14 protein-coding genes are annotated in these 14,272 nt (G+C 34.1%); 2 read left to right on the forward strand and 12 right to left on the reverse strand.

Annotated elements, in window-relative coordinates; all coding sequences use genetic code 11:
- Positions 1–44: 44 nt before the first annotated feature.
- A complete protein-coding gene (locus MQX03_RS00995; RefSeq protein ID WP_242800694.1) occupies positions 45–782 on the reverse strand; it encodes a hypothetical protein in 738 nt (245 codons plus the stop codon).
- A 347-nt stretch (positions 783–1,129) separates the two neighbouring features.
- Here MQX03_RS00995 and MQX03_RS01000 point away from each other — a divergent pair, with 347 nt between their 5' ends.
- Entirely contained in the window at positions 1,130–4,132 is a 3,003-nt protein-coding gene (locus MQX03_RS01000) for a LamG-like jellyroll fold domain-containing protein (protein ID WP_242800696.1), read from the forward strand.
- Positions 4,133–5,067: 935 nt separating this feature from the next.
- On the opposite strand, the gene MQX03_RS01005 is transcribed toward MQX03_RS01000, so the two are convergent.
- From MQX03_RS01005 to MQX03_RS01025, 5 genes are all read right to left on the reverse strand, one after another.
- Entirely contained in the window at positions 5,068–6,186 is a 1,119-nt protein-coding gene (locus MQX03_RS01005; protein ID WP_242800698.1) for a hypothetical protein, read from the reverse strand.
- 196 nt (positions 6,187–6,382) lie between these two features.
- A complete protein-coding gene (locus MQX03_RS01010; RefSeq protein WP_242800700.1) occupies positions 6,383–6,793 on the reverse strand; it encodes a hypothetical protein in 411 nt (136 codons plus the stop codon).
- A 53-nt stretch (positions 6,794–6,846) separates the two neighbouring features.
- Entirely contained in the window at positions 6,847–7,329 is a 483-nt protein-coding gene (locus tag MQX03_RS01015; protein WP_242800702.1) for a hypothetical protein, read from the reverse strand.
- Between the two features lie 171 nt (positions 7,330–7,500).
- Entirely contained in the window at positions 7,501–7,812 is a 312-nt protein-coding gene (locus MQX03_RS01020) for a nuclear transport factor 2-like protein (protein WP_242800704.1), read from the reverse strand.
- Between the two features lie 416 nt (positions 7,813–8,228).
- Entirely contained in the window at positions 8,229–9,023 is a 795-nt protein-coding gene (locus tag MQX03_RS01025; RefSeq protein ID WP_242800706.1) for an SDR family oxidoreductase, read from the reverse strand.
- A 125-nt stretch (positions 9,024–9,148) separates the two neighbouring features.
- Here MQX03_RS01025 and MQX03_RS01030 point away from each other — a divergent pair, with 125 nt between their 5' ends.
- Positions 9,149–9,517: a winged helix-turn-helix transcriptional regulator gene (locus MQX03_RS01030; protein ID WP_242800708.1), complete on the forward strand. Its 369-nt coding sequence runs from the start codon at positions 9,149–9,151 to the stop codon at positions 9,515–9,517.
- Positions 9,518–9,542: 25 nt separating this feature from the next.
- Here MQX03_RS01030 and MQX03_RS01035 read toward each other — a convergent pair whose 3' ends face one another.
- The 6 genes from MQX03_RS01035 to MQX03_RS01060 all read right to left on the reverse strand — a co-directional run bounded on the left by MQX03_RS01035 (position 9,543) and on the right by MQX03_RS01060 (position 14,269).
- Positions 9,543–10,004: a DUF5063 domain-containing protein gene (locus MQX03_RS01035; protein WP_242800710.1), complete on the reverse strand. Its 462-nt coding sequence runs from the start codon at positions 10,002–10,004 to the stop codon at positions 9,543–9,545.
- Between the two features lie 29 nt (positions 10,005–10,033).
- Entirely contained in the window at positions 10,034–10,558 is a 525-nt protein-coding gene (locus MQX03_RS01040; protein WP_242800712.1) for a hypothetical protein, read from the reverse strand.
- A 67-nt stretch (positions 10,559–10,625) separates the two neighbouring features.
- On the reverse strand, positions 10,626–11,357 hold the full coding sequence (locus MQX03_RS01045; RefSeq protein WP_242800714.1) for a YggS family pyridoxal phosphate-dependent enzyme: 732 nt from the start codon (positions 11,355–11,357) through the stop codon (positions 10,626–10,628).
- 1 nt (position 11,358) lies between these two features.
- Positions 11,359–12,072 carry an AAA family ATPase gene (locus MQX03_RS01050; RefSeq protein ID WP_242800716.1) on the reverse strand — a complete coding sequence of 238 codons (714 nt, stop codon included), beginning with the start codon at positions 12,070–12,072 and terminating at the stop codon, positions 11,359–11,361.
- Positions 12,073–12,248: 176 nt separating this feature from the next.
- Positions 12,249–12,749, reverse strand: a complete 501-nt coding sequence (locus tag MQX03_RS01055) for a MepB family protein (protein ID WP_242800718.1) — start codon at positions 12,747–12,749, stop codon at positions 12,249–12,251.
- Positions 12,750–13,288: 539 nt separating this feature from the next.
- Positions 13,289–14,269: a DUF6268 family outer membrane beta-barrel protein gene (locus tag MQX03_RS01060; protein WP_242800720.1), complete on the reverse strand. Its 981-nt coding sequence runs from the start codon at positions 14,267–14,269 to the stop codon at positions 13,289–13,291.
- Positions 14,270–14,272: the final 3 nt, after the last annotated feature.

A 14,272-nucleotide genomic window follows, 5' to 3' on the forward strand; every position in this document is an offset into this window, starting at 1 on the left:
GTTGAACTTTGCAGTTTAGCCTCACTATTATAGCGGAAGTAGTTTTATTTCCCACTCATATTTTGCTCATAAAAATCTGTAAATTTGTTTATAAGTTCATCTAAATTTTCTCTGTTAAATTCTCCAAAACCTAAAGTCATAATGTGTCCTTCGGTATTATTTGATAAAATACGGTTGAAATTTTCGATATAAGTATGAGCGTGTCCTTGCGATTGTAATTCCGCATTTATCATTTTCATCCAATATTTTTCGTCTTTTTCGTCTATCGAGTAAGTTAAATAGGGTAGAATAAAAGGAACAAATTTATCATATTGCTTATTTTTGTGTGGATTTAAATTGTCATTTGGCCAAACCCTGAAATTTTCATGTAAGTTTAAATTTTCAGATTTAACAATTGTAGCTGTTTCATTTTTCGCAATTTCTGAAATAATTTCCCCCTTATTTTGAGCATATAACCAAAACCAAGCTAAATCCCAAGCTGTTGCACCTTTGTGATTTATTAAGTTATAAGGATGAAATATTGAGTCTATTGCAACATAACCTTTTCCATTTCCGACTGTGTTTCTAATAATTTCTATTAAATCATCGTGATTGGAAATTTTTTGCATCGGATTTCCATTTATAAAGCCATAAATATAATTTGATGTCCAATTTGAAGGTTTATAATATTTGTTGTTACTGATATCTTCGTTATTTTTTTCAGATCGTGAACTCAATTTTTCATTCTCGTTTAATTCATTCTCTTTTTGCTGTTTGGTTTTGAAAAAGTCAAAAATTCCCATATTTGTCGATTGTTGGTTTACTATTTCTGCTAAGATTTGTCTTCACGCAGTGCATAAATCCAAACTATAATCAAATATAAAAAAAAAAAGTCTTCCGAAAACGGTTAATTTGTTATAATCAATTTTAATTAATTCGAACATGAAACAAAAAGCATGAGAAAGGCAACTTAAATTAGATATGTTTTTCTCCTATTAATCGTACTAACAATCTGGTTGATTAAACAAAAATTTTACCCTTTTGTCTGATGTTTTATCGTAATTGATTGATTTATAGTGTTCAGCAGGATGGTGCAGGATGCTCATTTTTCTTGATGTGGGTAGTTTAGTTTAAACAAAATTAATATTACATGAACAAGAAAACTTTACTCATTAAGCAAGCTTTTAAATCTTTATTGCTTTGTGGAATTACCTTATCGACTGCAGGTATAGATGCGCAGACACTGGCATTTCCGGAAGCTACCGGTTTTGGTAGATATACTACAGGAGCAAGAGGAGCAGCAAACCCTCAAATCTATTTAGTTACCAATCTTAATGATAGCGGTGCAGGTTCTTTCCGTGATGCGGTGAGCCAGCCGGGAAGATTTGTCATCTTTAAAGTGGGAGGAATTGTTAATTTACAATCGGTTGTAGCTGTTGCTGCCAATACTACGATTGCGGGACAAACCGCTCCGGGAGAAGGGATTTTGTTTTTAGGACCTAGAGTATCATTTTCAGGATCGAGTAATACCATTGCCAGATATATGCGTATCCGTTATGGCGGAACGTCGCAAAATCAGGATGCATCGGGAATTTCCAACGGTGCGAATATCATTTTGGATCACATGACGTTTACCTGGGGAACAGATGAGGTTTTCTCTATCAACTGGGATAATAATGGCACTAGTCCTGATAATATTACCATTCAAAATTCAATTATCGGACAGGGATTACATCGTCATAATCATTCTGCGGGAGGTTTGATGCAACCGTCTGCCGGAGGGAAAATCAGTTTAATCGGAAATTTATATATCTGTAATAAAACTCGAAATAATAAAGTAAAAGGAATCAACGAGTTTGTAAACAATGTAGTTTACAATTGGGGGAATTATGGAAATACATACGGGCACACTCAGTCTGGAGAAGCGTACATTATGGGCGGTGATTCTGCGGGAAGTTCTTTTGTAAATATCATCAACAATTATTTTATTGGGGGTCCGAATACGAACGGCGCAGTAACTACGCCTTTCAGTGTAGGAAATGCCAACTTTAATTTATATGGTTCAGGAAATTATTTTGATAATAATAAAAACGGAGTTTTAGATGGAGCACTCGTTCCTTCTGATTTAACTGGATTTCCTGTTGGAGATATAACGGCAATACAGTCGACTTCTTATGATTATCCGATGAAGAACCCGACACTAACGGCTCAGGGAGCATTTGATAATATCATTGCAGGCGTGGGAGCATCTTATCCGAAACGTGATCAGGTAGATGGTCTGATGATTTCAGATCTTCAGTCGAAAGGAACAACTGCTGCGTATGTGTATGTGCAAACTGATTTAACCACTCAATTTGGGTTTACCAATGGTGGTGCAGGTCATATTTACGGTGCTCCGGCTCCGTTAGATACAGACAATGATGGGATGCCCGATGCATGGGAAACTGCAAACGGATTGAATCCAAATGTTGCAGATGCATTAAACGTAAGCACAACAAATGCTCCTTATCTGAATATTGAGGTTTACATTAACGGTTTACCTAATACACCTGCTCCGGATTTTGTTATCCCACCATCAGGGGTGAATTTTACGAATGCTTTGACATCGGGAACTCCAGCTACTAGTTCTTTAACTGTAAATTGGAGTGATAATGCAACGAATGAAACCAATTATGTATTAGAACGTTCTCCGAATGGAACTACGTTTACAACCATTGCAACATTGCCTGCGAATACAACAAGTTATAATGAAACAGGTTTAACACCGAATACTCAGTATTATTACAGAGTCAAAGCGACCAATGCTACCGATTCTTCGGTTTATACAGCAAATGCGTCCATCACTACACCACCAGTTCCATCAGCTCCTACAAAAGCAACCACTCCAACACCGACAAATGGCTTTAATGATGTGCAGTTGACGAATGGAAATTTATTGTTAAAATGGACGGGCAGTACCAATACCACCAACTACACCGTTCATTTTGGAACAGATCCACAGAATTTAACAAATGTTGCAACAGTACCTTATTCCGCGACACCATCATATCAGTTAACTAATTTAAATACATCTACCAATTATTACTGGAGAATTGATTCTTCAAATGCATTAGGTTCTATAACGGGAGATGTCTGGAGTTTCCGTGCATTGACGCCGAGTCTTGTCGGAAACTGGCCATTCTCAGAAATTCCTTCTTCTGGTGAACAAATTGCAGACGTTACTTCTTACGCCAATAACGGAACCTTAAATGTTGCTTACGATAATGCGAATGTAAGAGTACCGGGAAAAGAAAACTATGCCCTTGATTTGGCAACATCCCCGAACACGCCTTACATAGCGAGTATTCCGCATCAGGATCAGATTTTATTTAATACGAATTCATTTACGGTTTCTTACTGGATGAAAGCTCCGGCAAGTATGATTCCGTCTTCTTCGGCAACCAGTCTTTATGTTTTGTGCAAAGGTTCATTTACAAAGAATCTTACGACAGGAGCAACAGGTAAACGTTTTAATGTAGAAATCAAAGGCGGTCAGTTGAGATATGCGATTGATGATGACGTTACCAAAAAGGAAATCACCTCGCCAATTGCCAATTATTTTACCAACAATTGGGTACACGTAGTGATCCAAAGGGATATTACCGCTCATAAAATGAGAATTTACACCAACGGAGTTTTGAGTTCTGAAGGAGATGAAACTGCGGTTACCGGAATTGGTGAAGCAAGTGATTTAGTGATCGGGAATATCGGGGAACTTGAATTTTTGGCAAGTACCAATGCTCCGGCTCCTTACAGAGGTGCATTTGATGAGTTGAAAATGTACAATTATGCCTTATCTCCAACGGAAATTTCTGCTTTGTACAATCAGGCAGTATTGGGCAATGCAGAATTCAGCATCAGTAAAAATGTGGGAAGCGTATATCCGAATCCAGTAAAAGACCAACTGTTCATTAAACTTCCTGAATATAAAAAATTAAGCTTAACGGCAACCGTAATGGACATGACCGGAAAGGTGATCATCAAAGAAAAGTTGAATGCCAACGGAAACGGAACTTTCAACCTGAATATGGGTGGCAGAAAAGTATCGGGAAATTATATTCTGAATGTTTCAGGAGACAACCTTAACAGCAACTTTAAAATTATTGTTCAGTAAAAAATTAGAGCACACTTAGTTTATTTCATATTACATTAGAAGATCCTTTCATTTATTTGAAAGGATTTTTTTGTTTTTACGCTTTTGAAACCACCCGTCTTTCATTCTGAAAAATCCGCCCCTCCGTGGTAGGGGAATTGTTGCGGCGCATGGATAGAGTTAAAAATTCCCCTCCTTTGGAGAGGTGGCGAAAATTGGAAAAATTTTTGACGGGGTGGTTTTGCTTGCTGATATGATAAATCCGATACTTTTATTTCTCAAATTCATATTCGTTTAAGACATCGTTTTACCTGTTTTCTTGGATTAAAATTGTTTTTTTTGAGTTAAAAACCCTTTTCAAAGTACATTTCATTCTATTTATTGAATCTGCTTATATTTCAGAAACAGTTGTAAAGTGTTGAAATGTAGCAAATTGTACTTGATTGCCTCTTCCGTGTGGTTGATTGCTTCTTCGAAGTGGTTGATTGGCTCTTCGAAATGGTTGATTGTCTCTTCGGAATGGTTGATTGCCTCTACGAAATGATTGATTGTTTCTCCGAAGTGCTTGAACGTTCTTACGAACTGATTGATTGCCTTAACTGAAGGCTTGACTACTATTTCTAAACGGTTGAAGCGGTTATCGAACTACTTAAATGTTCTAACTTACAACTTTACCGGTTTTCAGATCAGCAATTTGTTTGATAAAGGTGAGATGTATTTTGGATTTGTTGTTTGTGGAATCTTGCACATTAGCTGCATGATTGTTTTTAAATATCATCATTTTGTTTTTCTTAGGGCAGATAAGAGAATGTTTTTGAATGGAAGGGGACTGGAGTTTTTTTTAAATGACAAAACCTCGCTAGGGCGAGGTTGCTTATGTTAAAAAGTTTTTCATTTATTGCAACATGAGCTAGACGCTCGTATTAGCTGAGGAAAAGCTTATAAGTAAATGTTATTTAATCTCCTCTTTTTTTAATCTTATCATATTCACCATAAGTATCAACTTCTTGTGCATGAACTCTGATTGAATTTAAGTTTGAATTTATTCCTTTTTCCTCATAAAATTGCTCTAATGTTTCTATCGTAATCCATCTGCTTCCAGCTATATTATTAACAAAAAGTTCTTCAAAAATACTACCTTTTATACTTTTGTCTTTGATAGATTTCCGAGTTAATTTCCCATCCCTATCAAGTAATGCTAATGTTTGACATAATGGAATATGGTAACCAGATGTTATTAGTTTACTATCGCTATGCTGCAGTTTTGCTGTTGGTCTTAAGAATGCCGCACAGTATGGAAATCTATATTCATCACGTCTTTCATCAGGCCCCTCGCAAAAACTAGAATCACAAATGTGATTTTTCATTTTTGTTAACTGTGAACGCATATTACTAGAAGCTGATTCATATAAAGTATTATTATTCCAAGCCTTATATTGCATATGTGCGAATCTAACGGTTTCATTTTCCATGTTAAAATGTTCATATACTAAATCCACACCTAAAATTGTTTCATCATTATCAGGATGTAAAAGCCGTAATCTTAATATTTTATCTTTTGTAATTGCATAGTCCTTGTAATGATCATTTTCATAAATAGGTTTTCCAAAAAAATCTTCTCTAGATCTTAGATAAAAATCATGATTCAGACTTTTATGTTCAGATTGAGTTCTTGGAGTAAAGTATTCTTTAGCGGCTACCAAACCAAACTTTCTTTTTTTAAGAAAAGTATTGTTTTCGATTTTGGTTTTTAATATTTTTTCGAGATTATCTAATTCTTGTTGGATTAGTATAATTGGATCTATAGTTTGCTCTTCATCTGAAATAGCTTCTGCCATTTCCTTGTAGTATTTTACTATTTCATTTTCATTTTTTGAGACTAACAGACTGATTATTGAGTCATATAAATTTGGATCTAAATCATGTATTATGCTAAAAGCAAATTCATATGTTATTGGTATAGTAGCATTTTTAGCAAGAGTGACTGATTCTCTTATAGCGTTTACAGTTTGAAATGCTAAGTCTCTCCTTTCGTCTTCGGGAATTTCTTGATTTGAAAAATAGTCGTTTGACATATCATATGTTTTTGAAGTTACTCTTAGAAATATTGTATACTTTAATCAATATAAATTTCTCAGTTTAATAAAACAAAAGTGTCATGTCAAATCTGCTTTAGAAATAACAAATCTAATATAGGCGACACTTTAAATATTTCATTAACAGAATTTATAGTTTAATCCTAGAACTCTATGTTACTTTTAGAAAATTCTTTTAATTTAAAAAAGGATCTATTTTTAATCTTGCCTCAATAAGTTTTGGTAATTTCTCTTTTGCTAAACTCAATTTTTCATCTGATACTACTTGGTTGTTAGATTTTTTATAAAGTTTAGCAAGATTATATTCTCCTATTCCAATGCTGCTATTTGCCATATTGGCATAGATTATTAAATTTTCTATTAAATCAATAGTTTTAGAAACTAAATTTATATCATTTGATGTTATCGCAATTGCTGTTAATCTATCCATTTCGGACCAATACGATGTGATATTTGGAAGTGTCAAATACCTTTCAACTTGATTATTAAGACCATAAATCCCACATAGATAAGCAATAACTTCATTTTGATCTCCAAAATGTTTATCATTATCATCCTCAATTTTTGTCACTTTACGTCTAACCATCAATGTTAAAATAGAAGTCAATGAAGCTATTAGTATTAGCTCCTTATTGTTTTTTAAGATAGATCCAAAATTATCATCTGTAATAGTGTTTTTTTCTCTTCTCCAAGTACTCCTTTTCCTCGCAACTTAACAATAGGTCTATCGGGAAAGATATATTTAGAGGAAGCCAAAATTGATACTCGGTAGCTTTCTTCAGGATTCAAAGAATTTGTTTTTAAATCTATCTCTTGTTTTAATATACTATCCCTTATAGATATGGGAGATTCAGAATTAACTCTATATTCTTTAATAGATGCTGGATTAACATTAATTTTACAAACTACATCCTCAGCGATTTCATTTCCTGTGTTTTCAATAGTAATATGATAAATATTTAATTTCTCAGTTTGACTTTCGAACGGTAATATTTTTTCAACTGAATATTGAATTTTGGGTTTTTTATTTTGTATATAATATAAAATAATTCCTCCAATAACTGTAACGGCAATTGATATCAGAGCGGTTATAAATCCTGTTTTAAGGTTTTTTAAATCCATGGTTATAGTTTGATTATGAATTGAATATCATATAAATTTGCATCTTTGCTTTTAACTATATGATATTTTGTTAAAAATAAATAAATATTCAATCAAAAGCAATTTATTTCAAACCCAAATGAAAAAAGCCAAAGTTCTCACTTCAGCTTCAATCATAAAATCATTATGTTTCTATCCCGTAATTTTCAAAGATTGTATCAACCCATCACGAAACTCAAAATGATATTTCAAAACGAGAGGGCTTCCGGGAAATGTTCCTGAGATCTCTGCTGATAGGATGTTTTCGCTATAGTCTAATGACTTCATAGTGGCTTTGTATTCTTTATTGGCTTTATCAATCCAGTTTTCAATTTCAGCTTTTCCAATGTGGGTTTTGCCTTCATCAAATACCTTCGCATTTTCAGTAAAACAATTTGCGTAAGCTGCACTGTCAAATTCGTTTTGTGCTTTCACTAATTCTGAGATAATGTTGGGTAAATTCATTTTGTTTGTTTTAAATTGTTGTTTTTTATTTTTAACGCAAGGATAGACAAGGTTTTTTGATCTGTTTTGTGTTTTTAAGATAGACCAGGGCGTAAACTTATTGAAGAAATACGATGATTTATCAATTTATTATTGTGATTGATATTTTAAAAGTCTGTTTAGAAAAATTCATCAAAATTAATTTCCCCATCCCTAAAGGGTGTAGTTTTGATGAATTTTACAGAAATTTTCCACCATTTAGGGTTCGGGAAAGAAAATTTATTTTCTATTGTAAGGGTAGACACAGCTTCTAATTAGTGAGTAGTCTTTTAATCACGGATTCTCGATACATTTTTCTTCGAAAAACACTCGAATTGACGAAGGTTTCAAATGTTGTAATTTTCAACCATCAACCATCAACCATCAACCATCAACCATCAAACGGTTGGCACGGTTCCGCCGTCGATTACAAATTCAGTTCCGGTTAAATAGCTGGCTCTTGGTGAAACAAGAAAACCTACCAGTTCGGCAACTTCTTCAGGTTTTGCGGGTCTTCCGAAAGGAATTCCGCCAAGGGCAGTCATGACGCTTTGGGTGGCTTCTTCGATCGTGGAGTTGCTGCTTTCAGCGATGCGTTCCATCATTCTTTCGGATGCGGAGGTCAGAATCCATCCGGGTGAAACAGTTAAGACACGGACGCCTTTTGGAGCAACTTCGTTGGATAGGCTTTTGCTGTAATTGAGCAAACCTGCTTTGGCGGCGGCGTAGGGAAGTGTGCTGTCGTATAATGGTAATCTTGCCTGAATGGAGGAGACGTGAATGATCACACCTGTTTTCCTTTCAATCATTTGTGGGAGAAAGCCACGGTCTAAACGGACTGGTGACATGAGGTTAGTTTGAAATGATTTTAGCCAGTCATCATCTGTGAGTACAGAAAATCCGCCGCCTTTGGTTTCCGAACCACCGAGGTTGTTGACGAGAATATCGAGCTTCCCGAATTGTTGAAGGACTTCATCAACTACTTTCTGAGTTCCCTGAGCGGTGCTGAGGTCTGCGGAGATAAAATGAAGGTTTGATTTTTCTTTTTCGGGTCGATTTCTTGCGGTGATGATGACGGTTGCTCCTGCGTTAAGCAGTCTTTCTGCGATGGCCTTTCCGGCTCCTTTTGTGCCGCCAGTGACAAGAGCCATTTTGCCTTTCAGTTCGTTGTTGAAATTAAATTGGTTTTCCATTTTGTTAATTCTTTGGTACAAATTTCTGAAGTATCACCCAATCAGGCAATAACGGAAAATCGAATGGCATAGGGATAATTTTTCCCCCTATTGTACATTTTCGAACATTGGGCTAATTTTACAGTATGCATGAGAGAAAAATTCCCCTGAACTTAAACTGCGGTCTCGACCTGATTGGCGAGGTGCTTTACGGTAAATGGAAAATCCGTTTGCTATGGTTTATCAATGAAGGTCATCTGCGCCCCAGCGAACTGCAGCGTAAAATTCCCGATGCCTCAAGGCGTGTTTTGAATATTCAGCTGAAAGAACTTGAGGAACATGAGCTGGTTTCGAAGAAGATTTATGCACAGGTTCCGCCGAAAGTAGAATATTTTCTTACTGATTTTGGTAAAACGCTGATTCCAGTAATTTCTGTGCTGGGAAATTGGGGAGATCAAAATGAGGAGAGATTGCGGGAGGTGATTTTGGGGAGAATGGGGAAGGGGAGTGAGTAAGAGCTTGCAAGCTTGTATTGGCTTATTATTTTCTCTGTTTTAAATAGTTTAACAGATCAATAATATGCTGCTGGGTGTGACCAGAAAAAATAAATTGAAAATACCAAAGTCCGTCATCAAGGCTATTGTTTTCTATTCTCCATTTTATTTGTAATAGATCAAGGATAATATCTGATAGATCGTCTATTGCATCACCGATTGCAATGTTATCTTCTTTATCAGTAATCATTAAATCAAGAGCAATATTGTAAAAACCAAAGTCTGGAAAATTACTTTCAATATTCTTTCTTATATCAGCATATTTGTGTCCATTGTATTCGAAATAATCAGTATTGTCATGTTCATAGTTAATGTTAAAGTATAAACTGTAAATAGTTATCAGAGATTTTTCCAAAGATAGATCTCTTTCATTTTTATTAATTGTTAAATCTGGCTCTAGTCCAAATTTTACGATTTGGTCTATCGTATGAATCAGTTTTGTTATCATTATTATTTCTTCTGATTTAGAATTTTTAACTAAATATCAATTCCATTTAATTTAAAAAATGCTTCGTCATGAAATATTTTTACACCTAAATCTGAATCAAGATTAACTGAAAAATAGGCATTCTTTTCATCGTCTTTAATGAAGAGTATATTATCAGTTAAAGTAACATGAAGTTTTCTACACAGATATAACTCAGTAGCTTTCAGATCTTTTGTATTCAAACTGTAAAGTCTCTGATAATGTTTATCCTGATATGCAACAATAAGTATGTTTTTGTAAAATTTTAAATATTTACAGCCGAGAGACATTCCCATATTATTAAGTGGTGGTTGCCATGACACGAGAAAATTATCTTGTGTGAACATTACCAGATCTTTGCCTACACTGTTAAATTTCCACCAAGCAAGATTATCTAAATATCTGTCACAAAAATTTATGATAATTTCGTTTTCTGTTCCGAAATTATCTTTCCACTCAATTTTATCTGAAGTAATTTCTGCATCAATATTCTGGTGAAATAATTCATCGTCAATTAAATTTAGTATTTCATTCATTTCAATTAAACTTATTTTGGATAGTGAAAACATTATAATGTTTACAATAAATTAAAAAATCACTCTTTTATTTCCCTTCATCCCAATAATAAGAATCCGGATAAATTCTCGCTCCAAAAACCGCAGTTCCTACTCTCACAATTGTTGCTCCTTCTTCAATCGCAGTTTCTAGATCACCACTCATTCCCATGGAAAGCTCTTTCATTTCTACATTCGGAATATTTTGTTGGATGATTTCCTGCTGTAAATTTTTCAGGATTTTAAAACATGGTCTTACTTTTTCAGTTTCTGCACTGAAGAGTCCGATCGTCATCAGACCCTTGATTTTTAAACTATGAAATTTAGAAACTTTTTCAACCAGATCAATGGCAGAATCAGGATGAATCCCGAATTTACTTTCTTCATCAGAGGTATTTACCTGTATTAAAACATTCATCGTTTTTCCTTCCGCCGAAAGCTTTTGATGAAGTTTCATGGCGAGTTCAAAGCGGTCGAGAGATTGCAGACAACTTACGTCACACTTTAAAATATCTTTAATTTTATTGGTTTGAAGATGCCCTATAAAGTGATTTTCATGCGGAATATTTCTTAAATCTTCATGCTTTTCTTTCAGTTCCTGGACTTTATTTTCGGCAATTAATGTCTGCCCGTTTTCTAAAGCTATTTTTATTCTTTCTGCCGAAACAGTTTTGGTTGCCAGTGACAATTTCACTTCATCAACGTTTCGACCAGCTTTTTCACAGGCGTTTTTTATTCTGTTGTTGATGATTTCTAAGTTGTGTAGAATATCTTCTTTCATTTTAGACTTTGTGTTTAGCTTCCAATTTGTTAATCAATGCTGATTTGATTAAGGTAAAAGTATAATCCTTAGCTTCAGCAAATGAAATTTCATATCTCCTATCAATATTACTTAAATCTTCCGGAAATTTTGCGAGAAGACTGTCGTAAAAAGAATCCAGAAATTCTTGTGAAGGCATTTCGTATTTTATCTTCAGTTGAAAACGTCTGATAATAGCGGTATCAATGATTTCAGCGTGATTGGTGGCGCAAAGTAATAATGCATTTTCGGGATAATAATCAATCAGCTGAATTAAAGTATTCACCAATCTTCTCATTTCACCCACATCTTTATCATCACTTCCCCTCGCTTTCCCGATCTGGTCGAGCTCATCAAGGAAGAGAACGGAGCGTTCTCTTGCAGCTTTATCGAAAATCATTTTGATGTTTTGTGAAGTTTCACCGATTCTTGAAGAGACGATATTACTAAGGTTGAGGATGATGATATTTTTGCCCAAAGCATTTGCAATCGCCTTTGCAGTCATGGTTTTTCCGCAGCCTGAACTGCCTTCGAGAAGAATTTTATTGTTAACGGGAAGTCCGTATTCCTGCAATTCTTTAGCGTAGGTTTGTTCTTTGATGAGCTGTACAAACTGCTCTTTATTTTTAGGTTCAAGGAAAACATCATTGAGCGTTACTTCTTCTTTGTCTTGAATAATAAGATTGTACAGATTCATATTTTGCTTTGTTTAAACTTTTGTTGTGACAAAGATAATTCTTTAGAATATTTTGGTTGATAGGTGTTTTTTTTAAATATTGTCACTTCGAGTAGATTTTGAAAAAATCGTATCGAGAATTTTTCGATTTTATGATTGTAATTCTTTCACTGGTTCTTAATAGATTTTTCATTATTTTATAATGAAAAACACTCAAACTGACGGAGTTTTCCAAGAAAATCATTATCCGAAAAATTAAAGAAAAAATCCTTTTGCCAATCCTGAGTTTTAGTGGCTTGTTTGTTTTCGGGAGCATTCCAAGTTGGATAAACTCTGAAACCTCGCTTTCCATCTTTAGAAAGGGTAGTGAGAATGTTTTTTTGAATAAGAATTTCCTTTGAGAAGAAGAAGAATCCGGATTGGTCATCATTATCACAGAAGATAATGTAAAAATCAAAAGGATCTTCGGAAGTGAATGGTTCGGTTTGTTTGCTTTCAGGATTTCTTTTCCATAAAGTCACAAATTGTCCGATTTTCTTAGGAGTGATTTTAGCCTTTCTGAATTTAATGCTGAATTGATTTAATTGGAAACTGTGACCAAAATATTCTTCACATTCAGAATCTGGCTGGAGATGAGAAATGATTAAGTTGAGCTTAGAAAAAACTGAATTTTGAAGTTGCTCGAGTTCTGTAATCATTTTGTTATGTTTTTTTGCGCTGCTTTACTCCGGTTGAGTAAAACAGCGGGCAGTCATTGAGACTGCAAACATAAATAATACTAACTAATAAATTTGCTTTATAAGCTACTATTTTTTAGTTAATAATTATTGATTTTCTTTCTTTACAGTTGCGATGTAAGATGAAACTAATACTGCACATGTTGTTAATCCGATAATTGCGATCATAATTTTTGAATTTTTATTTATTTAAATATTTATTGCGAATTCTATAATGCAATATTACAGCTTTCGATTTGAATGTCAAATAAAAATATTATGATGTATATCAGTGTTTTATGTATGTTTAAATGCGTTTTTGGATGATTTTGCTATTGTTGTTTTGGATGGTTCTAGTGTGATATATTATGTATTTTAATTATTTAATTCGTAAAAAAATGTGAATATGTTAATGTTTATGTATTTGTTGTTTTCAGGTTGACAATATCAAGGAAATGAAATGTAAAGCATATTAAATGTTTGAAACATTAAAAGCACCAATTTTTTAACATCAATTTTCACTACTTAACTCTTGGTTTTCCAAATGGGTTGTAAGAAATTCCCACATTGAAATAGAAAGACGGTTTGGCATTGGCATCAAAAATAAAATCTCTCGGAGATTCATTCTTTTCAAAAATTCTTGATGATGGCGTGGCTCGGATTCCTGTTTTTAAAGTTCCGATAAAGTTTCCTCCTAAATTGTGTTCATAGATCGCTCCGGAATTGATTTCCAATTGTCTGAATTCATAAGTTTTCCCTGATTGATAAAGGTAAAACGAAGTATTATCCATCTCAGTTCCAAAAGAAATTCTGCCGTTTGAAAAAATGTCTTTTCTCACTAAAATTTTCTTAGGCAAGATAATATCCGCAACCCAACCGTTGTCAAATTTATGTTCGTAGGTGAAAATCGGAAGTGCTGGAATTGGAGTGCTTGGATCAACAAAAATTGCAACTCCCAAAGTCATTTTAGTTTTTGCATTGGCTTTTAAAACCAAACTTCCGGTCACCATTCCTCTGATTCTTTCAAAATGCTGATCGCTTCCGTCAATCGATGCAGTGGCAGAAAAAATGGCGATTTTATTAAATAATTTGGTGAAATGCGTCACATTTACGGCTTCAGAATGATAATGGAAATTTCCTTTGCTGACATTTTCCTCAGAAAACAAATTGATATTATTTTCTGCATTGATGGACGTAAATCGATAATTTAATGATGCACTCAACAGCCATTTTCTGTTTTTAATAAAATAAACATTGGCATTTGCTTTTACCTGCTGAAAAGATTTGAATTTGTTTTCGGGCAAATCATTTCCATAGAGTTCAGGAGAAAATTTGTAAGGCGTAACTTGTGTAAATTCAATATTTAAATCTCTCGCTTGCGGAAATTTATCGGTTACAAAAGCAATTACTTTATTAGGGATACTGTCTTTTTTCTGAGCCGAAACCATCGTTGCAGCAGGAATAAGAGCGAAAGTGATTAGATTTTTTTTTAAGGTTGTCATAGA

It is taken from the genome of Chryseobacterium aahli, assembly GCF_022699665.1.
Taxonomy (GTDB): Bacteria; Bacteroidota; Bacteroidia; order Flavobacteriales; family Weeksellaceae; genus Chryseobacterium; species Chryseobacterium aahli.